Origin of the sequence: Streptomyces sp. HP-A2021 (assembly GCF_022807935.1) — a bacterium.
Classification (GTDB): Bacteria; Actinomycetota; Actinomycetes; order Streptomycetales; family Streptomycetaceae; genus Streptomyces; species Streptomyces afghaniensis.
In genome coordinates, this window is record NZ_CP094344.1 from 6,848,427 (window position 1) to 6,872,776 (window position 24,350).

The 24,350-nt window shown below is 70.0% G+C and carries 21 protein-coding genes; 15 read left to right on the forward strand and 6 right to left on the reverse strand.

Going from position 1 to position 24,350, the window contains the following annotated elements; translation table 11 throughout:
• The first annotated feature begins 173 nt into the window (after window positions 1-173).
• Complete coding sequence (locus tag MQE23_RS30950; RefSeq protein WP_020271709.1) at window positions 174-485, forward strand: hypothetical protein; 312 nt, start codon at window positions 174-176, stop codon at window positions 483-485.
• 64 nt (window positions 486-549) lie between these two features.
• Here the strand turns inward: MQE23_RS30950 and MQE23_RS30955 are convergent, their stop codons facing one another.
• Together MQE23_RS30955 and aceE are read right to left on the reverse strand one after the other, a co-directional pair.
• Complete coding sequence (locus MQE23_RS30955) at window positions 550-1,284, reverse strand: potassium channel family protein (protein ID WP_020271708.1); 735 nt, start codon at window positions 1,282-1,284, stop codon at window positions 550-552.
• Between the two features lie 83 nt (window positions 1,285-1,367).
• Entirely contained in the window at window positions 1,368-4,115 is a 2,748-nt protein-coding gene (aceE, locus tag MQE23_RS30960; RefSeq protein ID WP_020271707.1) for a pyruvate dehydrogenase (acetyl-transferring), homodimeric type, read from the reverse strand.
• Between the two features lie 447 nt (window positions 4,116-4,562).
• Here aceE and MQE23_RS30965 point away from each other — a divergent pair, with 447 nt between their 5' ends.
• The 6 genes from MQE23_RS30965 to MQE23_RS30990 all read left to right on the forward strand — a co-directional run bounded on the left by MQE23_RS30965 (window position 4,563) and on the right by MQE23_RS30990 (window position 9,149).
• Window positions 4,563-5,000 carry a DUF3052 domain-containing protein gene (locus MQE23_RS30965; RefSeq protein ID WP_010048512.1) on the forward strand — a complete coding sequence of 146 codons (438 nt, stop codon included), beginning with the start codon at window positions 4,563-4,565 and terminating at the stop codon, window positions 4,998-5,000.
• Between the two features lie 132 nt (window positions 5,001-5,132).
• Window positions 5,133-5,591: a peroxiredoxin gene (locus MQE23_RS30970; protein ID WP_010048511.1), complete on the forward strand. Its 459-nt coding sequence runs from the start codon at window positions 5,133-5,135 to the stop codon at window positions 5,589-5,591.
• Window positions 5,592-5,738: 147 nt separating this feature from the next.
• A complete protein-coding gene (locus MQE23_RS30975; protein ID WP_020271706.1) occupies window positions 5,739-6,314 on the forward strand; it encodes a TerD family protein in 576 nt (191 codons plus the stop codon).
• A 121-nt stretch (window positions 6,315-6,435) separates the two neighbouring features.
• Window positions 6,436-7,011, forward strand: a complete 576-nt coding sequence (locus MQE23_RS30980; protein WP_020271705.1) for a TerD family protein — start codon at window positions 6,436-6,438, stop codon at window positions 7,009-7,011.
• Between the two features lie 125 nt (window positions 7,012-7,136).
• Window positions 7,137-8,282 carry a DUF475 domain-containing protein gene (locus MQE23_RS30985; RefSeq protein ID WP_020271704.1) on the forward strand — a complete coding sequence of 382 codons (1,146 nt, stop codon included), beginning with the start codon at window positions 7,137-7,139 and terminating at the stop codon, window positions 8,280-8,282.
• Window positions 8,283-8,411: 129 nt separating this feature from the next.
• Complete coding sequence (locus tag MQE23_RS30990; RefSeq protein ID WP_243380853.1) at window positions 8,412-9,149, forward strand: Tellurium resistance; 738 nt, start codon at window positions 8,412-8,414, stop codon at window positions 9,147-9,149.
• 28 nt (window positions 9,150-9,177) lie between these two features.
• Here MQE23_RS30990 and MQE23_RS30995 read toward each other — a convergent pair whose 3' ends face one another.
• On the reverse strand, window positions 9,178-10,119 hold the full coding sequence (locus MQE23_RS30995; RefSeq protein WP_243380854.1) for a TerD family protein: 942 nt from the start codon (window positions 10,117-10,119) through the stop codon (window positions 9,178-9,180).
• 230 nt (window positions 10,120-10,349) lie between these two features.
• Here MQE23_RS30995 and MQE23_RS31000 point away from each other — a divergent pair, with 230 nt between their 5' ends.
• The 3 genes from MQE23_RS31000 to MQE23_RS31010 all read left to right on the forward strand — a co-directional run bounded on the left by MQE23_RS31000 (window position 10,350) and on the right by MQE23_RS31010 (window position 15,066).
• Window positions 10,350-11,522 carry an HpcH/HpaI aldolase/citrate lyase family protein gene (locus tag MQE23_RS31000; protein ID WP_020271053.1) on the forward strand — a complete coding sequence of 391 codons (1,173 nt, stop codon included), beginning with the start codon at window positions 10,350-10,352 and terminating at the stop codon, window positions 11,520-11,522.
• 71 nt (window positions 11,523-11,593) lie between these two features.
• Complete coding sequence (locus MQE23_RS31005; protein WP_243380855.1) at window positions 11,594-14,242, forward strand: phosphoribosyltransferase; 2,649 nt, start codon at window positions 11,594-11,596, stop codon at window positions 14,240-14,242.
• Window positions 14,242-15,066, forward strand: coding sequence for an HAD family hydrolase (locus tag MQE23_RS31010; RefSeq protein WP_243380856.1), 825 nt, complete (start codon window positions 14,242-14,244; stop codon window positions 15,064-15,066). The genes MQE23_RS31005 and MQE23_RS31010 overlap by 1 nt, the downstream gene beginning before the upstream one ends.
• Here MQE23_RS31010 and MQE23_RS31015 read toward each other — a convergent pair.
• Entirely contained in the window at window positions 15,063-15,806 is a 744-nt protein-coding gene (locus MQE23_RS31015) for a DedA family protein (RefSeq protein WP_243380857.1), read from the reverse strand. The genes MQE23_RS31010 and MQE23_RS31015 overlap by 4 nt on opposite strands.
• 132 nt (window positions 15,807-15,938) lie before the next feature.
• Between MQE23_RS31015 and MQE23_RS31020 the strand changes: the two genes are divergently transcribed.
• Both MQE23_RS31020 and MQE23_RS31025 read left to right on the forward strand, forming a co-directional pair.
• Window positions 15,939-17,078: a sensor histidine kinase gene (locus tag MQE23_RS31020; protein WP_243380858.1), complete on the forward strand. Its 1,140-nt coding sequence runs from the start codon at window positions 15,939-15,941 to the stop codon at window positions 17,076-17,078.
• A complete protein-coding gene (locus tag MQE23_RS31025; RefSeq protein WP_037667875.1) occupies window positions 17,069-17,713 on the forward strand; it encodes a response regulator transcription factor in 645 nt (214 codons plus the stop codon). The genes MQE23_RS31020 and MQE23_RS31025 overlap by 10 nt, the downstream gene beginning before the upstream one ends.
• 11 nt (window positions 17,714-17,724) lie before the next feature.
• Here MQE23_RS31025 and MQE23_RS31030 read toward each other — a convergent pair whose 3' ends face one another.
• Window positions 17,725-17,952, reverse strand: a complete 228-nt coding sequence (locus tag MQE23_RS31030) for a zinc ribbon domain-containing protein (protein ID WP_082319785.1) — start codon at window positions 17,950-17,952, stop codon at window positions 17,725-17,727.
• Between the two features lie 248 nt (window positions 17,953-18,200).
• Here MQE23_RS31030 and MQE23_RS31035 point away from each other — a divergent pair, with 248 nt between their 5' ends.
• Genes MQE23_RS31035 through MQE23_RS31045 form a run of 3 tightly spaced genes read left to right on the forward strand, consistent with a single transcriptional unit; the run spans window position 18,201 to window position 22,887 of the window.
• Entirely contained in the window at window positions 18,201-20,357 is a 2,157-nt protein-coding gene (locus MQE23_RS31035; RefSeq protein ID WP_243382824.1) for a transglycosylase domain-containing protein, read from the forward strand.
• Between the two features lie 53 nt (window positions 20,358-20,410).
• The gene (locus tag MQE23_RS31040) at window positions 20,411-21,679 is read left to right on the forward strand and encodes a hypothetical protein (protein WP_243380859.1); all 1,269 of its coding nucleotides are present in this window, start codon (window positions 20,411-20,413) and stop codon (window positions 21,677-21,679) included.
• A gap of 53 nt (window positions 21,680-21,732) precedes the next feature.
• Window positions 21,733-22,887, forward strand: coding sequence for an amidase domain-containing protein (locus tag MQE23_RS31045; protein WP_020271064.1), 1,155 nt, complete (start codon window positions 21,733-21,735; stop codon window positions 22,885-22,887).
• Between the two features lie 19 nt (window positions 22,888-22,906).
• Here MQE23_RS31045 and MQE23_RS31050 read toward each other — a convergent pair whose 3' ends face one another.
• Entirely contained in the window at window positions 22,907-24,307 is a 1,401-nt protein-coding gene (locus MQE23_RS31050) for a hypothetical protein (protein WP_243380860.1), read from the reverse strand.
• Window positions 24,308-24,350 lie beyond the last annotated feature (43 nt).

Consider the following 24,350-nt stretch of genomic DNA (forward strand, 5'->3'; position numbering starts at 1 on the left):
GGGCATCGCAGGTCACAGTGGGTCAAGTCCTCCGCAGGGCATGGAGGACGGACGCTGCGGCGCGCTGCCGGAGGGGGGCAGCGCGCAAGCAGCGGGATTGAGGCCCGCTGTGGGGGTACTCGCCATGTCGTACCCGAACGGAACCCCAACCGACTGAGGGTTTACGGGAGTTGATGATGGCGAGCTTCGGACACGGTACGCGCAGGCACCCCCGCTCACGTGGCCGGACGTGGTCACGGACCGGGCCGGATCGCGCGACGCTCGGAATCATCGGAGTCATCTGCGCGGTCGCCGGATTCTTCGTGCTGGGGATCATCCTCGGCCCTGTGGCGATCGTCTGCGGCTGGCTCGCCATGGGCCGCACGTGGGCGGGCTCCCGCCCGGCCACGGCCGTGGTCGCCCTCGTACTGGGCGCCATCGACACGCTCCTGGCCGTCATCTGGCTGTCCGGAGCGACAACCCCGGGCAACGGCATGCTGTTCTGACCCGGGGAAGTGAGGGAAGGACCCCTGGCCACCAGGCCGGGGGCCCACCTTTGTGCGCCGAGACTTACTCGACGGACGTCCCCTTCAACGCCGCCACCTCCCCCCGCAGCCGCCGCACCTCCTCCGTCAACTCCCGTATCGCCTCCGTCTGCCGCCGCTCCTCCACATCGTCCTTCTCGAACCGCGCGATGAACCACGCCGCGATGTTCGCCGTCACCACACCCAGCAGGGCGATCCCGGACAGCATCAGCCCGACCGCCAGCATCCGCCCCAGCCCGGTCGTCGGCGCGTGATCCCCGTACCCCACGGTCGTCATCGTCGTGAACGACCACCACACCGCGTCACCCAGCGTCCTGATGTTCCCGTCCGGCGAGTCCCGCTCCACCGACAGCACCGCCAGCGACCCGAACATCAGCAGCCCGACCACCGCACCGGCGACATACGTCGTGAGCCTTATCTGCGAGGCCATCCGCGCCCGCTGCCCCACCAGCAGCAGCGTCGACACCAGCCGCAGCAACCGCATCGGCTGAAGCATCGGCAGCAACACCGCGCCCAGGTCGAGCCAGTGCGTCCGTACGAACACCAGCCGCTGCTCGGCGAGCGCGAGCCGTATGACGTAGTCGAGCGCGAACGCGCCCCACACCACCCACTCGACGGCCGTGCACACGTCCACCACGTCCCGGCTCGCGTCGGGCCGGACGATCGGCACGGCATAGGCGACGGCGAAGGCCAGGGCCAGGCCGAAGAGGGGCCGCTGCGTGTGCTGTTCCCAACGGAGTCGGGCCGACTTCTGCTGCATGGCCGAATCGTAGAAAAGGTGAAGGGGTGGTGTGCCCACGGTGTACCCGTGAGGCTCACCACCCCTTGACAGCGCCTGACGCGTTACGCGTCGCCGCCCGCGACCCCCGGGTCGGCCGCCGACACGTCGAGCAGCTGGTACCGGTCGATGGCCTGCTTGAGCACCGACCGGTCGACCTTGCCCTCACGGGCCAGCTCGGTCAGCACCCCCACCACGATCGACTGCGCGTCGATGTGGAAGAAGCGGCGGGCAGCGCCCCGCGTGTCCGCGAAGCCGAAGCCGTCCGCGCCGAGCGACTGGTACGTCTGCGGCACCCAGCGCGCGATCTGGTCCGGAACCGATCGCATCCAGTCGGACACGGCCACGACCGGGCCCTCCGCGCCCGCCAGCTTCCGCGTCACGTACGGCACCCGCTGCTCCTCCTCCGGGTGCAGCAGGTTGTGCTCCTCGCAGGCCACAGCCTCGCGCCGCAGCTCGTTCCAGGAGGTCGCCGACCAGACGTCGGCCTTGACGTTCCACTCCTCGGCCAGGATCTTCTGCGCCTCGACCGCCCACGGCACCGCGACACCCGACGCCATGATCTGCGCCGGGATCGAGCCGCCGGTGCCCTCGCTGAAGCGGTAGACGCCCTTGAGGATGCCCTCGACGTCCACGTTCTCGGGCTCGGCCGGGTGCTGGATCGGCTCGTTGTAGACGGTCAGGTAGTAGAAGACGTCCTCGCCGTGCGGGTGCTCCTCGGAGCCGCCGTACATCCGGCGCAGGCCGTCCTTCACGATGTGGGCGATCTCGAAACCGAACGCCGGGTCGTACGCCACGCAGCCGGGGTTGGTGGAGGCCAGCAGCTGCGAGTGGCCGTCGGCGTGCTGGAGGCCCTCGCCGGTCAGCGTCGTCCGGCCGGCGGTCGCGCCCAGGACGAAGCCGCGCGCCAGCTGGTCGGACATCTGCCAGAACTGGTCGCCGGTGCGCTGGAAGCCGAACATCGAGTAGAAGACGTAGACCGGGATCAGCGGCTCGCCGTGGGTCGCGTAGGCCGAGCCGGCGGCGATCAGGGACGCGGTGCAGCCCGCCTCCGAGATGCCGTCGTGCAGCATCTGGCCGTTCGGCGCCTCCTTGTAGGCGAGCAGCAGGTCACGGTCGACCGACTCGTACTGCTGGCCGAGCGGGTTGTAGATCTTCGCGCTCGGGAAGAACGAGTCCATGCCGAACGTGCGGTACTCGTCCGGCGCGATCAGCACGAACCGCTTGCCGATCTCCTTGTCCCGCATGAGGTCCTTGAGCAGGCGTACGAAGGCCATCGTCGTGGCGATCGACTGCTGGCCCGAGCCCTTCTTCACGGTCGCGTACGTCTTGTCCTCGGGCAGCGGCAGCGGCTTGGACCGTACGACGCGTGTGGGGACGTAACCGCCGAGACCCCTGCGGCGGTCGTGCATGTACTGGATCTCCTCCGAGTCCGGGCCCGGGTGGTAGTACGGCGGGACGCCGGACTCCAGCTCCTTGTCGGAGATCGGCAGGTGCAGGCGGTCGCGGAAGCGCTTGAGGTCGTCGACCGTCAGCTTCTTCATCTGGTGCGTGGCGTTGCGGCCCTCGAAGTTCGGGCCCAGCGTCCAGCCCTTGATCGTCTTGGCGAGGATCACCGTCGGCTGGCCCTTGTGCTCCACGGCCGCCTTGTACGCCGCGAAGATCTTCTTGTGGTCGTGACCGCCGCGCCCCAGGTGCAGGATCTGGTCGTCGGTCATGCCCTCGACCATCGCGCGCAGGCGGTGGTCGTCACCGAAGAAGTGGTCGCGGATGTACGCGCCGGTCTCCGTGGCGTACGTCTGGAACTGTCCGTCCGGCGTGGTGTTCATCTTGTTGACCAGCACGCCGTCGCGGTCCTGGGCGAGCAGCGGGTCCCAGGTGCGGTCCCAGACCAGCTTGATCACGTTCCAGCCGGCGCCGCGGAAGATCGACTCCAGCTCCTGGATGATCTTGCCGTTGCCGCGCACCGGGCCGTCGAGGCGCTGCAGGTTGCAGTTGACGACGAACGTGAGGTTGTCCAGGCCCTCGCGGGCGGCGATGGACAGCTGGCCCAGCGACTCGGGCTCGTCCATCTCGCCGTCGCCGAGGAACGCCCACACGTGCGACTTCGAGGTGTCGGCGATCCCGCGCGCGTGCATGTAGCGGTTCATCCGCGCCTGGTAGATCGCGCCGATCGGGCCGAGGCCCATCGACACCGTCGGGAACTCCCAGAAGTCCGGCATGAGGCGCGGGTGCGGGTACGACGACAGGCCGTAGGGCGCCTTCGACTTCTCCTGGCGGAAGCCGTCCAGGTGCTGCTCGCTGAGCCGGTCCAGCAGGAAGGCGCGGGCGTAGATGCCCGGCGAGGCGTGCCCCTGGAAGAAGACCTGGTCGCCGCCGTCGCCCTCGTCCTTGCCGCGGAAGAAGTGGTTGAAGCCGACGTCGTAGAGGGAGGCGGAGGACGCGAACGTGGCGATGTGGCCGCCGACGCCGATGCCGGGGCGCTGGGCCCGGGAGACCATCACCGCCGCGTTCCAGCGGGTCGCGTTGAGGATCTTCCGCTCGATCTCCTCGTTGCCCGGGAAGAACGGCTCGCTCTTGGTGGGGATGGTGTTGACGTAGTCCGTGCTGCGCATCTCCGGCACGGCCACGCGCTTCTCGCGAGCCCGCTCGATCAGCCGCAGCATCAGATAGCGGGCGCGCTCGCGGCCGCGCTCGTCGACGGCGGCGTCGAGGGAGTCGAGCCATTCCTGCGTCTCTTCGGGATCGAAGTCAGGAACCTGACTCGGAAGGCCGCCAATGATGATCGGGTTGCGATCGGATGCGGAAGCCACGCTGTTCCTTACCTGTCAGAGGGCCTGCGAGGGCCGCTGTTTCGCTGGGGTCGCCGGTCGTTGTCGCTCTGGCCGCGCCGCTCCCCATGGTCCACCTCGGGGCCGTAAACGTCATCTCTACCCAGCGGTAACCCGGGCGTGGGACCGGCTCCGTGACGTATGGGGCGAATACCTTCGAGTCTCGTACCCGCAGACGATTCCCAAACGCCCAAACAGGGCAGAAAGGTGTGGTGTGCATCACCTCGGGCCATGATGGTGTGCCTGGAGTTGCGGTGACACCGCCAGGATCGTCACCGTTTCGGCGGTCTGAACGGCCGGGTACTTGCGCGATCCGCCCCGCCCGTGTGGACTACGGCCAATGCTTCGCGCACGCGCGTGGCTGAGATTCCCTCGAGCTCACAGGAGCAGGGGGTACCGACATCCCAAGAAATGATCAGGAGGCAACCCGTGAGCGCGACCGCGGACCACGCGGAGGAGCGGACGAACCCTGCCGCCAGGCTGGGGTTCCAGCCCGGGCAGGTGGTCCAGGAGATCGGCTACGACGACGACGTGGACCAGGAACTCCGCGAGGCCATTGAAGGCATCGTCGAGGGCGACCTGGTGGACGAGGACTACGACGACGTGGCCGACGCCGTTGTGCTGTGGTTCCGTGACGACGACGGCGACCTGACGGATGCGCTGGTCGATGCCACCACGTACATCGAAGAGGGCGGCGCGATCCTGCTCCTCACGCCGAAGACCGGCCGTTCGGGCTATGTGGAGCCGAGCGACATCTCGGAAGCCGCCACCACGGCGGGTCTGACGGCGTCCAAGAGCGTCAGCGTCGGCAAGGACTGGAGCGGCAGCCGGCTGGCGACGCCGAAAGCCGCCAAGTCGAAGCGTTAGCCGTACGGCACGTCCACACGTCAGCCGCACGGACGGGGCGGGCCGGCATCGTCGGCCCGCCCACCGGTCTGCGCCGGTCCCTGCGTAGGGTGGGGCCCATTCCAGAAGCCCCATGAAGGGACACCCACAACGATGGCGATCCAGGTCGGCGAGAAGGCCCCCGACTTCGAGCTCAAGGACAACCACGGCGCGAGCGTGAAGCTGTCCGACTTCCGCGGTCGGAAGAACGTGGTGCTGCTCTTCTACCCCTTCGCCTTCACCGGCGTGTGCACGGGCGAGCTGTGCGAGCTGCGGGACAACCTGCCGCAGTTCTCCGACCGCGACACCCAGCTGCTCGCCGTCTCCAACGACTCCATCCACACGCTGCGCGTCTTCGCCGAGCAGGAGGGCCTGGAGTACCCGCTGCTGTCGGACTTCTGGCCGCACGGCAACGTCTCGCGCGCCTACGGCGTCTTCGACGAGGACAAGGGCTGCGCCGTGCGCGGCACCTTCGTCATCGACAAGGAGGGCGTCGTGCGCTGGACCGTCGTCAACGGCCTGCCGGACGCGCGCGACCTCAACGACTACGTGAAGGCGCTCGACACCCTGTGACGCCGGTCGGGCGTCATGCGCTCGACACCCGCTGAATTGTCGGCTTCAGGGCCTGCGTGGGGCGGGAACCCGTCACTAGGATCGACTCGTTGATCCGACATCCGAGCACAACGGGGCTTCCCGCCCCTGGACACCAATGGAGGACTCGTGGGAGTCAGCCTCAGCAAGGGCGGCAACGTATCGCTGAGCAAGGAGGCGCCGGGCCTGACCGCGGTCATCATCGGTCTGGGGTGGGACGTCCGCACCACGACCGGCACGGACTTCGACCTGGACGCCAGCGCGCTGCTGCTGAACAACTCCGGCAAGGTCGGCAACGACCAGCACTTCATCTTCTTCAACAACCTCAAGAGCCCGGACGGCTCCGTCGAGCACACCGGCGACAACCTCACCGGTGAGGGCGAGGGCGACGACGAGCAGATCAAGGTCAACCTCGCCACGGTCCCGGCCGACGTCGAGAAGATCGTCTTCCCGGTCTCCATCTACGACGCCGAGACCCGCCAGCAGTCCTTCGGCCAGGTGCGCAACGCGTTCATCCGCGTCGTGAACCAGGCTGGCGGCGCGGAGATCGCCCGCTACGACCTGAGCGAGGACGCCTCCACCGAGACCGCCATGGTCTTCGGTGAGCTCTACCGGCACGGCGCGGAGTGGAAGTTCCGCGCCATCGGCCAGGGCTACGCCTCGGGCCTGCGCGGCATCGCGCAGGACTTCGGTGTGAACGTCTGAGCCATCTGAAGGGCCCTGGCGACAGGGCCCCCAGGTCTTCCTGTCCGGCGCCGCACGGTTTACGTGCGGCGCCGGACGTGCAGGACCACCTGAGAGACACCACCCGGGGAGGGACAGCATCATGGGCGTCACGCTCGCCAAAGGGGGCAACGTCTCCTTGTCCAAGGCCGCACCGAACCTCACGCAGGTGATGGTCGGGCTCGGCTGGGACGCGCGCTCCACCACCGGAGCCCCGTTCGACCTCGACGCCAGCGCGCTGATGTGCAGCGGCGGACGCGTGCTCGGGGACGAGTGGTTCGTGTTCTACAACCAGCTCAAGAGCCCGGACGGTTCCGTGGAGCACACCGGTGACAACCTCACCGGTGAGGGCGACGGCGACGACGAGTCGCTCCTGATCGACCTCTCCAAGGTGCCGCCCCAGTGCGACAAGATCGTCTTTCCCGTCTCCATCCACATGGCCGATGAGCGAAACCAGACCTTCGGACAGGTCAGCAACGCCTTCATCCGCGTGGTGAACCAGGCGGACGGCCAGGAGCTCGCCCGGTACGACCTCAGCGAGGACGCCTCCACGGAGACCGCGATGATCTTCGGCGAGCTCTATCGCTACCAGGGTGAATGGAAGTTCAGGGCCGTCGGACAGGGGTACGCGTCGGGGCTGCGGGGGATCGCACTGGACTTCGGGGTCAACGTCTCATAACGCGTTATGAGCAAAATCCGGGGCCCGGTGGGGTGCTGAGGGGGGCCGACTAGACTTCGGCTTCAAGAGTTCGCAAAGCCGGGTACGGCACGGGAGAGACCCGTACACACACGATTGGGTAGCCAGTGCTTCTGAAAACCTTCGGGTGGTCGTTCGCGGTCACCGCGCTCGGCCTGGTCGCAGCGGTCCTCTACGGAGGGTGGGCCGCCCTCGGGCTCGTAGCGATCCTGTCCGTCCTCGAGATCTCGCTGTCCTTCGACAACGCGGTGGTCAACGCCGGAATCCTGAAGAAGATGAGTGCCTTCTGGCAGAAAATCTTCCTCACGATCGGCATCCTGATCGCCGTGTTCGGCATGCGGCTGGTCTTCCCCGTCGTGATCGTCGCTCTCAGCGCACAGCTCGGGCCGATCGAGGCCGTCGACCTCGCGCTCACCGACAAGGACCAGTACCAGCAGCTCGTGACGGACGCCCACCCGGCGATCGCCGCCTTCGGCGGTATGTTCCTGTTGATGATCTTCCTGGACTTCATCTTCGAGGACCGGGACATCAAGTGGCTCGGGTGGCTGGAGCGCCCGCTGGCCAAGCTCGGCAAGGTCGACATGCTGTCGGTCTGCATCGCGCTGATCGTCCTGCTGATCTCGGCGATGACCTTCGCGACCCACGCCCACCAGCACGGCGGCACGCACGTCGACAAGGCGGAGACGGTTCTGCTCTCCGGTATCGGCGGCCTGATCACCTACATGATCGTCGGCGGTCTCTCCGGCTACTTCGAGGACAAGCTCGAAGAGGAGGAGGAACGCGAACACGAGCAGGAGGAAGAGGCCGCCCGCTCCGGCAAGCCGCGCTCCGCGGTCGTCGTTGCCGGTAAAGCCGCGTTCTTCATGTTCCTCTACCTGGAGGTCCTGGACGCGTCCTTCTCCTTCGACGGTGTCATCGGCGCCTTCGCCATCACCAACGACATCGTCCTGATGGCCCTCGGCCTCGGCATCGGCGCCATGTACGTCCGGTCGCTCACGGTCTACCTGGTCCGCGAGGGCACCCTCGACGACTACGTCTACCTGGAGCACGGCGCGCACTACGCGATCGGCGCGCTCGCCATGATCCTGCTCGTCACCATCCGGTACGAGATCAACGAGTTCATCACCGGCTCGGTCGGCGTCATCCTGATCGCCTGGTCCTTCTGGTCCTCCGTCCGCCGCAACAAGGCACTGGCGGCGGCCGAGGGAAAAGCCGGCTCGGACGAGAAGACTGAGGTCTCGTCCGGGGTGTGACACCCCTCCGGGTGAGGAACGCTCTGTGCGGGGCGGCCACCGAGGTGACTCCTCGGGGCCGCCCCGTCGGTCGTCAAGGGCCGCGGGTACGGCGAGGACCCGTGGTCACCAAGGGAACGTGGGGGCGGAATGGGCCTGTTCGACGGACTCCGGCGCGGGCGCGATGTGCAGTTCGACTCGGGTCACGCGGCAACCAACGCGATCGAACTGACCAAGCGGCGCGCGCAGATATCACTCACCAAACAGGGCGCGGCCACCGGCCATCTCCGGGTCAACCTGAGCTGGCGGATGCGCACCTCCGACATCGGCGGCCCGCAGCGCGAGAGCCTGCTGCGGCACCCCTTCAGGGCCCTCAAACCGCCCGAGGTCATCGGCCACAGCCAGAGCGTGGTCAACGTCGACCTCGACCTGGGCTGTCTGTACGAACTCCAGGACGGCAGCAAGGGCGTCGTCCAGCCCCTCGGCGGCTACTTCGGCGACGTCAACGCCCCGCCGTACGTCAAGCTCAGCGGCGACGACCGCTTCGGCTCCGCGTCCGGCGAGACGATGTACATCAACCTCGACCACCGCGACAGCATCAAGCGGCTCCTGGTCTTCGTCTACATCTACGACGCGACACCCGCCTTCGACCGCGCCCACGCCATCGTCACCCTCTACCCGAGCAACGGCCCCCGCATCGAGATCCACCTCGACGAACGCCAGCCGCAGGCCCGCTCCTGCGCCGTCGTCATGATCGAAAAGGTCAAGGACGAGATCATCGTGCGCCGCGAGGCGAAGTTCGTCTACGGGTTCCAGGCCGAGCTGGACCGGTTGTACGGGTGGGGGCTCCAGTGGGGCCGGGGCTACAAGACGAAGGTCGAGCGCTGAGGGCCAGGGCCGAGGGCCCTGGCCCTGCCTAGCGTCCGATGAACTGCGGGCCCTGCGGGGGCAGGCGGAAGTCCGGGTCGGGGGCCGCGGCCGCGACCGGCTCCGGGTAGCCGTAGCCGGACTGCGCGCCCGTGACGCCCGCGGTCGCCGGTGCCTGGGGGTAGCCGTAGGCGGGCTGGCTGGTGGGCTGCGGGTAGCCGTACGCCGGCTGGGTCGCCGGGGGCTGCTGGGGCGGATAGCCGTACGCGGGCTGCGCGGGCACCGCGGTCGGCTGCTCCGGGGGCAGCGGCCGGGACACCTCGGGGGCGGGCGGGGCCGCGGTCGCGGGCTGCTGGGTCGTGGCCGGGGGCTGCTGGGTCGTGGCGGAGGTCGTGGGCTGTGCCGGGTCGGCGGTCGCCGGCTGTCCGTCCGTCTCCTCCATCGCCTCCGACTCGTCCACGGAGATGCCGTAGTCGGTCGCGAGCCCCTGAAGCCCGTTCGAATAGCCCTCGCCCAGCGCCCGGAACTTCCAGCCCTCCCCGCGCCGGTACAGCTCGCCGCAGATCAGCGCGGTCTCCTGGCCCGTCTCCGGCTTGACGTCGAAGTACGCCAGAGCCTCCGCGCCGGTGCCCGCCGCGTCGTACAGCAGAATGCGCAGTGCCCGTACGCGGTCGAACGTGACGCCGTCCGCCGAAGCGACCAGCAGAATCCGGCTGACGCCCGACTCGACACCGGCGAGATCCGACTGGATCGTGTCGGTCAGACCCTCGGCGACCCGCTTCTTGCCGAGCCGCCACACCTTCCCGGACGGGTGCCGGGGCTGGTTGTAGAAGACGAAGTCCTCGTCGGAGCGCACATGACCGTCGGGGCCGAGGAGCAACGCGGAGGCGTCGACGTCCGGAACCCCCTGCCCGGGTGTCCAGCGCAGCACGGCGCGCACCGTGGTGGCTTCCAGCGGGACGTTCGACCCCTTCAGCATCGCGTGCGTCATGCCGTCATCCTGCCTTCTCGGTCCTGCTCACGACAACGCGGGGGCCCGCGGCGCCACGAGCGGCGCGGACGGCCCTCGCGGACTACCGTCGTCATGGCCGGGCCCGGCTGTGCTTGCCCGCGTTACCTGAAATTCATGCCTGATGGGAACCTCTGCCATGGACTTCTACGTACTATTACCGGCCAGCTTTCGACGATTCGCAGGTCGCACAACCACCACGGGGGAGTTCCATGCGTCATTTCGGGCACATCGCCCCTGAGGTGCGGAAGCGTCTCTTCTACCGCGAGCCGTGTACGTTCACCGCGGATTCGCCGGCCTGGCTGCTCTCGGCCGCCCTCGGCGCCACGCTCTACAGCCCGGCCACCCGGCCCCGCCTCGCCGACGACATCCTCAAGCAGGCCGGTCGCGGCGTGGTCTCCATGGTCCTGTGCCTGGAGGACTCCATCGACGACGCGGAGGTCGGCCCGGGCGAGGAGAACCTCGTCCGCCAGCTCACGGCGCTCGCCGACCGCCCGGGTGCGGACCTGCCGCTGCTCTTCATCCGGGTCCGCGTCCCCGAGCAGATCCCCGACCTGGTACGCCGCCTCGGGCCCGCCGTCCGGGTGCTGTCCGGATTCGTACTGCCGAAGTTCACCGAGGAACGCGGCATCCCCTTCCTGGAGGCGCTGGCGACCGCCGAGACCGGGACCGAGGGCGCCCGGCGCCTTTTCGCCATGCCGGTGCTGGAGTCGCCGGAGCTGCTCTACCGCGAGTCGCGCGTGGCGACCCTGGAGGGCATCTCCCGGGCGGTCGACAAGTACCGCGACCGCGTCCTCGCCCTGCGCCTCGGCGTGACGGACTTCTGCTCCTCGTACGGACTGCGCAGAGGCCCCGACATGACGGCCTACGACGTGCAGATCGTCGCCTCCGTGATCGCCGACGTGGTGAACATGCTGGGCCGCGCCGACGGGACCGGCTTCACCGTGACCGGGCCGGTGTGGGAGTACTTCCGGGTCCAGGAGCGCATGTTCAAGCCGCTGCTGCGGCAGAGCCCCTTCCTTGAGGTGCAGGCCGCGGAACTGCGCGAGAAGCTGATTGAGCACGCCATGGACGGCCTGCTCAGGGAGATCTCCCTGGACCAGGCCAACGGACTGCTGGGCAAGACCTGCATCCACCCCTCGCACGTGCTGCCCGTGCACGCCCTGTCGGTCGTCAGCCACGAGGAGTTCTCGGACGCCCAGGACATCCTGCGCCCCGAGCGCGGCGGCGGGGGTGTGCTGAGGTCGGCGTACACGAACAAGATGAACGAGGTGAAGCCGCATCGGGCCTGGGCCGAGCGGACCCTGCTGCGTGCCGAGGTTTTCGGCGTGGCGAACGAGGACATCGGCTTCGTGGAGCTGCTCGCGGCCGGCTTGCGCGACTGAACGCACGGCATCCGAGGAACGCAGGAACGCAGGCTCGCCGGGGAGACCGGCGACTTCGACGCAGGGAATTCATGGAGAAGGCAGTGAACGAGGGGGTGCACCACCAGGTGCGCGACGACGACGGCGACGGAGTGCGGGCCGGGAAGGCCGACGGTGCCGGCGGCGTCTGGTCGGGCAGCTGGGTCGCCGAGCGGCTCGGTGTCGAGCTCGTCGGCGACGACCGGCTCACCGGCCTGCTGGGACTGGCCCTGCGCCGCAATCCCAAGCGGGCCCACCTGCTGGTGTCGAACGTGCTCGGCAAGCACGTCCCGCAGTCGCCGTCCGTAATCTACGGCCACGGCTTCGAGCTGGGCCGCCGCGTACGTGACCTGCTGGGCGCCGACGAGGCGCGCCGCGCGGTCGTCCTCGGCTACGCCGAGACCGCGACCGGCCTCGGCCACTCCGTCGCCGACGGTCTGGGCCTCGCCCCCTACCTGCACTCCACCCGCCGCTCCGTCGCCGGTCTCGACCCGGCCGGCGGCTTCGAGGAGGCCCACTCGCACGCGACCTCGCACCTGCTGCTGCCGGAGGACCCCGCGCTGCTCACCGGCGACGGGCCGCTGGTCCTGGTCGACGACGAGTTCTCCACGGGGAACACGGTGCTGAACACCGTCCGGGATCTTCACGAGCGGTATCCGCGGCGGCGGTACGTCGTGGTGGCGCTGGTGGACATGCGGTCGGCGGCCGACGCGGGTCGCCTCGCGGAATTCGCCGGGGAGATCGGCGCGCGGGTGGATCTCGTGACAGCGGCTTCGGGGACCGTGCGGCTGCCCGAGGGGGTGCTGGAGAAGGGGCAGGAACTGGTGGCGCGGTACGAGTCAGAGAGTGCCGCGGAGGGTGGTTCGTCGTCTGCGGCATCGTCCGGGCCGGTCGCGCAGTTCCCCGCGCCCCTTGAGGACGTTGCCGCCGGCCCCCTGGGGGCGCGGGGAACTGCGCGAACAGCCCCCACCGGCCCGCAGCCGGACGACAACCTCGCCCACCCCCACGTCACCCGCATCGACCTGCGCTGGCCCGAGGGCCTGCCCGACGGCGGACGGCACGGCTTCACCCCCGCGCACCGGGAGCGCCTGGAGGCCGCCCTGCCCGCCCTGGCCGCCCGGCTCGCCGAGGCACTGCCCGCCGGCGCCCGCCGCGTGCTCGTCCTCGGCTTCGAGGAGCTGATGTACGCCCCGCTGCGGCTCGCGGAAGCCCTGGAGCTGGCCACGGACGTCGAGGTGCGCTACTCGACCACCACCCGCTCGCCCGTCCTCGCCGTCGACGACCCCGGCTACGCGATACGCACCCGCCTGCGCTTCCCCGCCCACGACAACCCCGCGGACGGCCCCGGCGAGCGGTACGCCTACAACGTCGCGGGGGCCGGGTTCGACGCCGTCGTCGCCGTCGTCGACTCGGCCGCGGACACGCCCCCGCTGCACGCGCCCGACGGCCTGCTGGCCCAGCTCGCCGCGCACACCCCCGAGGTCCTCCTCGCCGTCGTACCGTCGTACGTCCCCGAGGCCCCGCACGCCCCCGAAAGGCCCTCCATGCTGCCCGAGCCCCTCCGCGGCCCCGCCTTCTCCTCGTACGCGCCCGAGGAGGTCGGCTGGCTGCTCCAGGACCTCTCGGACGTGACGCTGGAGGCGCCGACCGAGGAGCGCGAGGAGGCGATCCAGAGCGGCGGCGCGCACTACGCCGAGTCGCTGCCCGTGGAGTACCAGCCCAGCGAGCAGTACCAGGAGCTGTTCCACGCCGCGCTGGAGGACTCGGCGGCCCGCATCGCCCAGGCGGTCGGCGTGGTCACCGAGACCGTCCTGGCCGAGCGGTCGCCCCGCCCGGTCCTGGTCTCCCTGGCCCGCGCGGGCACCCCGATCGGCATCCTGATGCGCCGCTGGGCCCAGCACCGGCACGGCCTCGACCTGCCGCACTACGCCGTGTCGATCGTCCGCGGCCGCGGCATCGACGCCAACGCGCTGCGCTGGCTCGCCGAGCACCACGACCCCCGGGACGTCGTCTTCGTCGACGGCTGGACCGGCAAGGGCGCCATCACCCGCGAACTCGCCCAGGCGCTGGAAGAGTTCGAGAAGTCCGACGGCATCACCGGCTTCAGCCCCGAGATCGCCGTCCTGGCCGACCCGGGCTCCTGCGTACGGACCTACGGCACCCGCGAGGACTTCCTCATCCCCTCCGCCTGCCTCAACTCGACCGTGTCCGGCCTGATCTCGCGGACCGTGCTGCGGGCGGACCTCGTCGGACCGCACGACTTCCACGGCGCCAAGTTCTACCGCGAACTCGCCGGCACCGACGTCTCGGTGACGTTCCTGGACGCCGTCTCCGCACGCTTCCCCGAGGTGGCGGACGCCGCCTGCGCCCAGGCCAAGGAACTGCTCGCCGCCGACCGCTCGCCCACCTGGGAGGGCTGGGCCGCCGTCGAGCGCATCAGCGAGGAGTACGGCATCCACGACGTGAACCTCGTCAAGCCCGGCGTCGGCGAGACCACCCGGGTGATGCTGCGCCGCGTGCCCTGGAAGGTCCTGGCACGCGCCGGGGCGGGCAGCGACCTCGACCACGTACGCCTGCTGGCCGGGCAACGCGGCGTACCCGTCGAGGAGGTGGCCGCGCTGCCGTACACCTGCGTCGGCCTGATCCACCCCAAGTACACCCGGGGCGCGACCGGCGCCGACGGCAAGGCGGTGACGGTCTGATGCCCGCACTCGTCGCCAGCGACCTCGACCGCACACTGATCTACTCCGCTGCCGCCCTGGCGCTGACCATGCCGGACGCAAGGGCGCCCCGGCTGCTGTGCGTGGAGGTGCACGAGAGCAGACCGCTGTCGTACATGACGGAGACGGCGGCCCAGCTCCTCACGGACCTGGGCGACACGGCCGTGTTCGTCCCGACGACGACACGCACGCGCAAGCAGTACCTGCGCATCAATCTGCCGGGCCCCGCGCCCACCTACGCGATCTGCGCGAACGGCGGCCACATCCTGGTGGACGGCGTGTCCGACCCCGACTGGCACGCACAGGTGTGTGCGCGGCTGGCCGACCAGTGCGCGCCCCTGGCCGAGGTGCAGGAACACCTGCTCAGGGCCGCCGACCCGGTCTGGGTGCGCAAGCACCGCGTCGCCGACGACCTCTTCGCCTACCTCGTCGTCGAGCGTGAACTGCTGGACGAGGACTGGGTGAAGGAGCTCGCGGTGTGGGCGGAGAACCGCGGCTGGACCGTGTCCCTGCAGGGCCGCAAGATCTACGCCGTGCCCAAGCCGCTCACGAAGAGCGCGGCGATGCGCGAGGTCGCCCGTAGGACCGGCGCCGATCTCACCCTCGCCGCCGGCGACTCCCTGCTCGACGCCGACCTGCTCCTCGCGGCCGACCAGGGCTGGCGCCCGGGCCACGGGGAGCTGGCCGACAGCGACTGGACGGCTCCCGCGATCAGGGCGCTTCCCGAGCGGGGCGTCCTTGCGGGGGAGCGGATCCTGCGGGAGCTTCTGCGGGCCGCTGCCGCTGGGCCTGGCCGGTTCGCCTAGGAGCTCGGAGGGGTGCGGTGTTGTGCGGGTGCGGGTGCGGGTGCGGGTGTGTTGTGGCTTGGCGCGCAGTTCCCCGCGCCCCTTTGGGGGCGTCGCAGCAGCCGTACGCCGGCGAACGCCACCACCGCCAGGGCCGCCACGATGAGGACCACCTTCGAGTAGGCGGAGACGATGTCCGTCACCTGGTGCCAGTTCGCGCCGAGGAGGTAGCCCGCGAGCACGAAAACCGTGTTCCAGATCGCGCTGCCCAGCGTGGTCAGCCCCAGGAACACCGGCAGGCGCATGCGCTCCACACCCGCCGGCACGGATATCAGGCTGCGGAAGATCGGGATCATCCGGCCGAAGAACACCGCCTTGGTGCCGTGCCGCAGGAACCATGCCTCCGTCCGCTCGATGTCGGAGACCTTCACCAACGGCAGCCGGGCTGCTATCGCCACCGTCCGGTCGCGGCCGAGCAGCGCGCCGACGCCGTACAGCGCGAGGGCGCCTATCACCGAGCCGGCCGTCGTCCACAGCAGGACGGCGAGCAGGCTCATCCGCCCGCTGCTCGCGGCGAACCCGGCCATGGGCAGGATCACCTCGCTGGGCAGCGGCGGGAACAGGTTCTCCAGGGCGATGGCGAGACCGGCACCCGGCGCGCCCAGCGCGTCCATGAGGTCGTTGACCCACTGCGGCCCGGCGTCGGCGGCCGCCCCGGCCGCGACCGCGTCCGCTGTGATCGTGTGCGCGATGGCTGTCATGCCGACCACGCTAGAAAATCGGAGCTGAAGGATCCCTGAGGAAATCCGCACGATGCCTTGCGGTTCTCCGCAGCCTCGAATTGCGGTTTTCCGCAGTGTGCGGCCCCCTCGCGCCCGGCTAGCCTCGCGATCATGCGAAACATGGCGCGGCGTGGAGTGCGGTGCGCGGTCGGTCTCATCCTGGGAGCCGCCGCGGCCGTCGTCGAGCTGGTCTTCATCGTTCTGGCCGGCCTGGCCCTGCTGCCCGTGGCGGCATGGCCGACCGGCCGTCGCGCCATACTCCGTCCCGTACTCGCGGGCGCACGAGGACTGGGGGAGTGGGAGCGAGCGCGGCTGAGGGCCTGGCTGGGCGTGCGCCTCCCGCCCACGCACGAGGACATGCGGGCCTTGCGGTACGTGGCCTGCCGCTGGCCCCTCGGACTCCTCGGCGGGGTCGTGATACTGGCGGTGGGCATCGGACTCGTCTACGGGACGTTGTGGATGTACGCGTGGCTGCTGACCGACATCCGCTTTCCCGGCTCGATCGTCAACAGCAGCCTGGCCGGGATGTTCCTGCTGTTTCTCTCGGCGCAGGGGATATTCGGAGTGGCCGGGCTGGAAGGGCAGTTGGCGCGCCGCGTCCTCGTGCCCCGCCATCAGGAGGACCTGGAGCGGCGCATCGCCGAGCTGTCCGCGAGCCGGGCCGCGGTGGTCGACGCGGTGCACGAGGAGCGGCGCCGTATCGAGCGGGACCTGCACGACGGCGTTCAGCAGCGCCTGGTCGCCCTCGGCATGCTGCTCGGCCGTGCCCGGCGCAGCCAGGACCCCGACCGCGCCGACCAGTTGCTGCGTCAGGCCCATGAGGAGAGCCGGCAGGCCCTGGACGAGTTGCGGGAGGTCGCCTGGCGGATCTACCCGACCACGCTGGACGAGGCCGGACTGCGCGCCGCGCTGGAGACGGTCGCCGAGCGGGCGTCCGTGCCGGTGAGGGTGGAGTACGGCCTCACCGAGGAACCGGAGAAGGCCGTGGCGACCGTCGCCTACTTCGTCGTCTGCGAGGCCGTCACCAACGCGGTCAAGCATGCCAAGCCGAACCGAATACGCGTCGCTGTGGGAGTGGAGGACGGCTTGTTGTACGTGTGTGTCGAGGACGACGGCTGCGGTGGCGCGAACGCGTCGGGGAGCGGGCTGTTCGGGCTGGCCCGGCGGGTGAACGCCCTTGACGGATCCCTCAATGTGGTCAGCCCGCCGGGCGGCCCCACCTTCGTGACCGCGGAGCTGCCGTGCGAGTGATCCTGGCCGAGGACTCCACCCTGCTGAGAGAGGGGCTGGTACGGCTCCTCGCGGAGGAGGGGCATGAGGTGCTCGCCGCCGTCGGCAACGCACAACTGCTGCTGAAGGCCGTTGCCGAGGACCCGCCGGACGTCGTCATCGCCGACGTGCGGATGCCGCCCACCCACAGCGACGAGGGCCTGCGCGCGGCCCTGGAGATCCGCGAGAGGTGGCCGGAGGTCGGGGTGCTGGTGCTCTCACAGTACGTGGAGAAGCGGTACGCGACGGAGCTGCTGACCGGCGACTCGGAAGGAGTCGGATATCTGCTCAAGGACCGTGTGGTCCAGGTCGACGAGTTCCTGGACGCGTTGGAGCGGGTGGCCCGCGGCCGTGCCGCGTTCGACCCGGAGGTCGTGCGGCAGCTGCTCGGCCGCACGACCCACACCGACCTGCTCGGCCGGCTCAGCGCACGCGAGCGGGACGTGCTCGCCGAGATGGCTCAGGGGCATACCAACGCGGCCATCGCTCAGCGGCTCCACATCTCCCAGAGCGGGGTGGAGAAGCACATCAACGCGATCTTCGACAAGCTGGAGCTGGCAGGGGGTGAGGGATACTCACGCAGGGTGCTGGCAGTGCTCCGCTACCTGGGGAGCTGAACCGGGGTAAGTCAGCCGCAGCAGCCGCCTCCGCAGCAGCCGCCACCGCCACCGCCGCCACCTGAGCGGGGTGCCGGTGCCGGGGCAGAGGCAGAGCCGCCGACCGCGACCGTGGAGAGGAGCTTCACCGTGTCGTCATGACCCGAGGGGCATGCCGCCGGAGCGGAGGACTGAGCCATGGGACGGCTGAGTTCGAAGGTGTCGCCGCAGGTCCGGCAGCGGTACTCGTAGCGAGGCATGCGCACAGACTAATCCGCGCCGGCAAAAATACCGCCCTTCGGGATTCCTTTTGATCACTCTTGCCATACCGGTGTGGAGAAACTGTAAAGGCCGCTGATAGCTTTCGATCGCCACGAGGGGCCGCAAGGCGGGGGACATGAGGGCTCGTTGCCGTCGACCACGGCAGCCATGCCCTTCCGTGCGAGCACCACCGTGAGCGGGAGGGAGACAAGCCGTGTACAAGGCTGGGCGGGAACCGGACGAGACCATGCAGTTGAAGGTCCCCGCTTCCATGAACGCGGACGAGACCGTGCTCTTACGCACCGTCGACGTGGCCGCCACCGACAACGCGAACCCATCCTCCGCCACAGCCCCGGACGGCAGCGCACCCGGCAGGTCGCGCCACCGGCGCCGGGTCCCCCGGACTGCCCGCCCGTCCCGGATCCCAGTCGCGGGCCCCAGGCTGAACCGGCTCGTCACCCGCGTCGGGTCGCACGCCCACCGCCTCCGCCCCCGTTACCCGCACGCCGACCGCACCGGCTGGCGCCGCTGGATGCCTTCCTGGCGGCAGTGGCTCGGTGCCGCGCTGACGTTCACCGGCCTGATCGTCGTCCTCCTGGGCTCCGCATACGCCGCCACCGACATTCCGGAGAACCTCAACTCGTACGCCACCCAGCAGGACAACGTCTACTTCTGGTCCGACGGGACGCCCATGGCCCGCACCGGCTGGGTGCGGCGGCAGGACATGCCGCTGAAGGACATCCCCGAGGACGTCCGGGGCGCGGTGCTGGCGGCGGAGAACGCGAGCTTCTACAGCGACCCCGGCATATCCTTCAGCGGCCTCACCCGCGCCCTGTGGCGCACCCTCGGCCAGGGGGACACCCAGGGCGGCTCCACCATCACCCAGCAGTACGTCAAGAACGTCTACCTCAACCAGGACCGCTCGGTGGGCCGCAAGTTCACCGAGGCGATGCTCGCCCTCAAGCTCGACAACGGGATGAGCAAGGACGACATCCTCGAGGGTTACCTCAACACGAGCTGGTTCGGCCGCGGCACCTACGGCATCCAGCGCGCCGCCCAGGCCTACTACGGCAAGGACGTCGGCGAACTCGACGCCGGCGAGGCCGCGTTCCTCGCCTCCCTCCTCAAGGGCGCCGGGCTCTACGACCCGGCCCTGAGCAAGGCCAACCACGACCGGGCGGTGGAGCGCTGGTCCTGGATCCTCGACCGCATGGTCGACACCGGGGCGCTGTCGAAGTCCGAGCGGGCCCGGTACAAGGAGTTCCCCGAGCCGTTGAAGCGGGCGCCCGGGTACGACACCGGCAAGCAGAGCGACTACCTCGTCGAACTGGCAGCCCAGTACGCCAAGAAGGCGGCGCACCTCTCGGCCAGGGAGTTCGACCTCGGCGGCTACCAGATCTACACGACCTTCGACAGCAAGCAGGAGACCGCGCTCACCGACGCCGTGGACAAGGCCCGCAAGCAGGCGCGGAAGGGCGACCCGGCCAAGGCGAAGTCCCTGCACTTCGGCGCCGCCTCGGTGGCCACCGACGGGCGCATCCTCGCCGTCCACGGCGGCCCCGACCACCGCGAACAGGGCTACAACGAGTCCAACGCCACCACCGTCCCCGCCGGTTCTGCCTTCCTGCCGTTCGTCTACGCCGCCGCCCTGGAGAACGGCGTGCACAAGACTCGTGAGGGCCCCGCGACCGAGGTGACCCCGCAGACGCTGTACGACGGGGACGACGGCATCGCCGTCACCACACCCGAGGGCCCCTACTGGGACCGCGGCGGCAAGAAGGTCACCTCCCACAACGACGGCGGGAAGTCCTACGGGCGCATCAGCCTGAGCCGGGCGCTCGCCCTGTCGGTGAACACGCCGTTCATGCAGCTCGGCATGGACACCGGCCTGGACACGGTGCGGGAAACCGCCCAGCGGGCGGGCCTGCTCTCCTCCAGCTTCGGCCCGCAGGTGCCCGCGATGTCCCTGGGCAGTGCCACGCCCAGCGCGATCCGCATGGCGAGCGGATACACCACGTTCGCCGCCGCCGGCCGGCACGTCGAGCCGTACTCGGTGGCCCGGATCACCCGCAACGGCTCCGAGGTCCCGCTGACGAAGCCCGCGTCCCGCCGTGCGGTGAAGGCGGCCGTGGCCGAGGCGGTCCAGTCCGCCCTCACCGACGCCTTCCGCACCGCCCGCCCGGGGGCGGCGACCACCGCCACGGTGGCCGGGAAGGCCGGCACCACGCAGAACGACACCGCCGCCTGGTACATCGGCACGGCCAACTCCGTGTCGACGGCCGTGGTGGCCTACCGCATCGACCTCGCCAAGAGCCTCGAACCCCTGCCGTTGAAGGGGACCGCGGGCTCCCCCGGCGACAGCGTGCCGTACCGCATCTGGTCCGGTGCCCGCGGCATCGGCTGAGCCCAGCCCGGAACCGTTCCGCCCCCCACCCCCCCTCGCAGAATGAGCCGCGCATGAAACCGCCGTCCGGCCGCCGCCGCCGACCCCGCCGCACCACACCCCCGGGGGTGCTGACCCTGGCGGCCCTTCTCGTCGTCGCGTCACTGGTCGCGGGCTATCTGGTCCTGACCCGCTCGGACACCCCCACCCCGACCGCCTCCTCCGGCGCTCGCAAGAGGGCCCCCGCCAAGCCGGATCAGAAGCCCCGGTGGGACGGCAGGGCGAAGGTCCTGGGGGACGGCTCCACCTCCTACACCGGTCCGCAGCGCGGGCAGTTGAAGCCGGTTCCGCTCAAGCCGGGCGAGAAGCCGCCCCAGTTCGTGGTCTTCTCCTGGGACGGCGCGCTGCAGGGCGACGACGGGCTCTTCTCGCACTACCGGGAGCTGGCCAGGGAGTACGACGCCCACATGACCTTCTTCCTCACGGGCATCTACCTGCTGCCCAGGGACAAGAAGGAGCTCTACTCCCCGCCTCAGCACGCCAGGGGCTCGGCGGCGATCAGCTTCGCCACCGACGAGCACATCCGCACCACGCTGGACCAACTCGGCAAGGCATGGCAGGACGGGAACGAGATCGGCACCCACTTCAACGGTCACTTCTGCGGCAAGAAGGGCGGCGGCGACTGGAGCGTCGCCGAGTGGAAGAGCGAGATCGACCAGTTCTACGACTTCGCCGAGAACTGGAAGACCAACACCGGCTTCCAGGACGTCGACCCCCTGCCGTTCGACGTCAGGAAGGAGGTCACCGGCGGCCGCGCGCCCTGCCTGGAGGGCCAGAAGAACCTGCTGAAAGCCGCCGAGGGGTACCACTGGCGCTATGACGCCAGCTCCGCGGGCGACTTCCAGATATGGCCCGGCAAGAAGAACGGCATGTGGGACTTCCCGCTGCAGATGCTCCCTTACGAGGGCGGCACGTACCAGGGCCTGTCGATGGATTTCAACTTCCTCTACAACCAGTCCGAGGGTGAGACCGAGGGTGACCCGGCGAACTACCCCCAGTGGGAAGAGCAGACCGTCGCCTCCTACATGTCCGGCTTCAACCGCGTGTACTACGGCAGCCGCGCCCCGCTGTTCATCGGGAACCACTTCGAGGACTGGAACGGCGGCATCTACATGCGGGCCGTCGACCGGGTCGTCAAGGCCATGTGCACGAAGAAGGACGTCAAGTGCGTGTCCTTCAGGGAACTGGCCGACTGGCTCGACGTGCAGAAGCCCGGGACCTTGCAGCGGTTCCGCGGTCTGGACCCGGCGCAGTCACCCGACTGGTCGACGGTCGTGAAGTGACCAGGTTCGAAGTAACAGAGGCAAGAGGGGAAACACCAGTGAAAGCAAGAAAATTGAGCGGGACGCGCCGTCGCGTCACGATAGTCGGGGCGGCGGCGACCTCGGTCGTCGCCGGACTCGCCCTGCTGCCCAACTGGAGCGCCGGTGCGGCGGTCAGCGACGACCCGACGGTGGACGCGCGCACCAAGGCCACCTTCCAGCGGCTGGCGGACGCGGTCTTCACCGACCGCACCGACGCTCTGGTCGACGGCGGGCGGACCGGCGCGGACAAGCCGCTGGCCGACGGCTTCTCCGGCGACGTCACGCTGTCCTCCGGCACGGCCCGCACCGAGGACGCCACCCGGTCCGCGCTGGGGCAGCGCAAGGAGAAGCTGGCGGAGGCCGGCGAGACGTACGGCAAGGCCGGCACCACCGTCACCCTGAACGCCACACGGGTGACGGGCCGTACGGCCAAGGCGGAGGTCACCGAGACCACGACCCTGACCTACGCCCGGCCCCGTGGCGACGCGCCGAAGACCACCGCATTCCAGGCGCGGCACGAGCTGACCTTCAAGGCCGACCGGCACGGCGACTGGCAGCTGACCGGCATCCGCGACGCCGACCAGGGCGGTCTCGCCGTGAACACGCTCTCCAAGCCGGCCCCCGTCAAGGCGACCGCTGCCGACAACAGCATGCCGAACGCCCCGCGCGCGGCGATCACCCGCAACCCGGCCGCCGCCCCGAAGACCGGCACGACGTACGACTACAAGGCCATGGCGGCCTATGCCGAGAAGTACTGGAACGTCTACAACAAGGACTACCCGGACTTCAGCGGCCACGGTGCCGGCGGCGACTGCACCAACTTCGTCAGCCAGTCCCTGAAGGCGGGCGGCTGGAAGCACGCCCCCGGCTACGTGTACGACTACACCAAGTGGTTCGGCAATGCCGACATCCAGTCGGACTCCTTCGTCGGCGTCAACGAGTGGTCCTGGTTCGCCCAGAACTCCAAGCGGACCAAGCCGCTCGCCAACGTCTTCCAGCTCGAGGTCGGTGACGTCCTCCAGATGGACTTCGACAGGGACGGGTCCAAGGACCACACCATGATCGTCACGTACAGGAGCGGCGGTGTGCCGTACGTGACCTACCACTCCAACAACACCCTCCGCAGGTCGGTGGCGAGCCTGGTCGCGTCGTATCCGAACGCGTACTACTACGCCTACCGCACCTGAGACCGGACGGGGGCCGGGCTCAGTGTCCGGCCCCGCGTTCCTCGCGGATCTCGGACACCACGCGGGACACGGCCCGGCGTACCGCTTCGGTTTCCGTGAGGAAGTGCCAGTAGTCCGGGTGGCGGCCGTCGAGGGTGGCGATGGCGCGTTCCAGGCGGGACACCGCGTCGTCCAGCGGGCGGGCGTGGCGCGGGTCGGGGGTGTTGCGGCCGGCCATGGCCAGGCGCTGGGCGTCGCGGATGGCGAAGCGGGTGCGGTCGATCTCCTGCTGGGGGTCCTTCTGCACGGTGTTCAGGCGGTGCAGGCGGTCGCCGGCGGCCGAGACGGCCTCGTCGGTGGTGTTCAGCAGGGCTCGTACGGTCGACAGCAGGGCCGTGGCGTCGGCCCAGCGCTGCTCGTCGCGGGCGGACTGGGCCTCGGCCAGTTTCGTCTCCGCCTGGCGTACGTTCTCGGCGGCGACATCGGGGACGCGTTGCAGGTCCTGCCAGCAGGCCACGGTGAAGCGGCGGCGCAGTTCGCTCAGGATCGGCTCGACCTGCTCGGAACGGGTGGTGAGGGCCTGGGCACGGGTGCGCAGGGAGACCAGCCGGTGATCGATCTCGGCGGCGCGCTCCGGCAGCCGCTCGGCCTCCACACGGACCGCTTCGGCCCCGCGGGTGACCCGCTCGGCCCGCTCCAGGGTCTGCGGTACGCCGTGCTGCCCGGCGCCCTGGTTCAGCTTGGTGAGCTCGGGGGACAGGGCGGCGAGACGGGCGGCGAGGTCGTCGGCCTTCAGCCCTGTCGCCCGTACGGAGTCGAGCGCGTTGGAGGCGGCGAGCAGGGCCTGGCGGGCGCGCTCGACCGCGGGGGCGAGGCGGGCCAGCTGGGTCTCGGCCTTGCCGAGCAGCGGGCCGAGGCCCTCGGTGAACCGGTCCAGCTCCTGCTTGACCCGGCCGAGCTCCTCCTTGGCGGCGGTCAGCTCGCTGCGGGCGCGGGAGGCGGCCGAGGCCTCCAAGTCGTCACGGTCGAGGTCGTGGGCGTCGACGGCGTTGATGTACTGGTGGCTGGCCTCGTCGATGCGCCGGCCGAGCGCGTCGAAGTCGGCGACGGCGCGCCGGGCGGCGGGGGAGGCGTCGACGGCGGTGATCGTCTCGATGGAGATGCGCAGGTCGCGCTGCGCGGTGTCGAGCTCGTAGAAGGCGGCCGCGGCGGCGTCCTTCGCGGCCTGCGCCTCGGCTCGCTGGCTCTCGGCCCGGCCGCCGAACCAGCGCCGGGTGCCGCCGCCCGCGAAGGCGGCGGGCAGCGCCAGCGCGGCCAGCAGGGGCAGCCCCATCAGGGTGAGCGCGTCACGGACCGGGCCCGGAGTGCGGGGGAGGCGGCGGCGCGGGCGGTGTGCGCGCGGCAGCGACGGCGAGTACGGCTGCGCTGGAGTCGCCGTCACATCCCTCTCCCGTGCTGTGGTCCACCCTGCCCGGTGTCATTCT

Coding starts and splice junctions, on each gene's coding strand:
- MQE23_RS30950 (WP_020271709.1), top strand. CDS start 174: ATGATGGCGAGCTTCGGACACGGTACGCGCAGGCACCCCCGCTCACGT.
- MQE23_RS31000 (WP_020271053.1), top strand. CDS start 10,350: ATGCGTCATTTCGGGCACATCGCCCCTGAGGTGCGGAAGCGTCTCTTC.
- MQE23_RS30995 (WP_243380854.1), bottom strand. CDS start 10,119: ATGACGCACGCGATGCTGAAGGGGTCGAACGTCCCGCTGGAAGCCACC.
- MQE23_RS31030 (WP_082319785.1), bottom strand. CDS start 17,952: ATGCCTCGCTACGAGTACCGCTGCCGGACCTGCGGCGACACCTTCGAA.
- MQE23_RS31020 (WP_243380858.1), top strand. CDS start 15,939: ATGCGAAACATGGCGCGGCGTGGAGTGCGGTGCGCGGTCGGTCTCATC.
- MQE23_RS30980 (WP_020271705.1), top strand. CDS start 6,436: ATGGGCGTCACGCTCGCCAAAGGGGGCAACGTCTCCTTGTCCAAGGCC.
- MQE23_RS30955 (WP_020271708.1), bottom strand. CDS start 1,284: ATGCAGCAGAAGTCGGCCCGACTCCGTTGGGAACAGCACACGCAGCGG.
- MQE23_RS30970 (WP_010048511.1), top strand. CDS start 5,133: ATGGCGATCCAGGTCGGCGAGAAGGCCCCCGACTTCGAGCTCAAGGAC.
- MQE23_RS31010 (WP_243380856.1), top strand. CDS start 14,242: ATGCCCGCACTCGTCGCCAGCGACCTCGACCGCACACTGATCTACTCC.
- MQE23_RS31040 (WP_243380859.1), top strand. CDS start 20,411: ATGAAACCGCCGTCCGGCCGCCGCCGCCGACCCCGCCGCACCACACCC.
- MQE23_RS31005 (WP_243380855.1), top strand. CDS start 11,594: ATGGAGAAGGCAGTGAACGAGGGGGTGCACCACCAGGTGCGCGACGAC.
- MQE23_RS31035 (WP_243382824.1), top strand. CDS start 18,201: ATGCAGTTGAAGGTCCCCGCTTCCATGAACGCGGACGAGACCGTGCTC.
- MQE23_RS31015 (WP_243380857.1), bottom strand. CDS start 15,806: ATGACAGCCATCGCGCACACGATCACAGCGGACGCGGTCGCGGCCGGG.
- MQE23_RS30990 (WP_243380853.1), top strand. CDS start 8,412: ATGGGCCTGTTCGACGGACTCCGGCGCGGGCGCGATGTGCAGTTCGAC.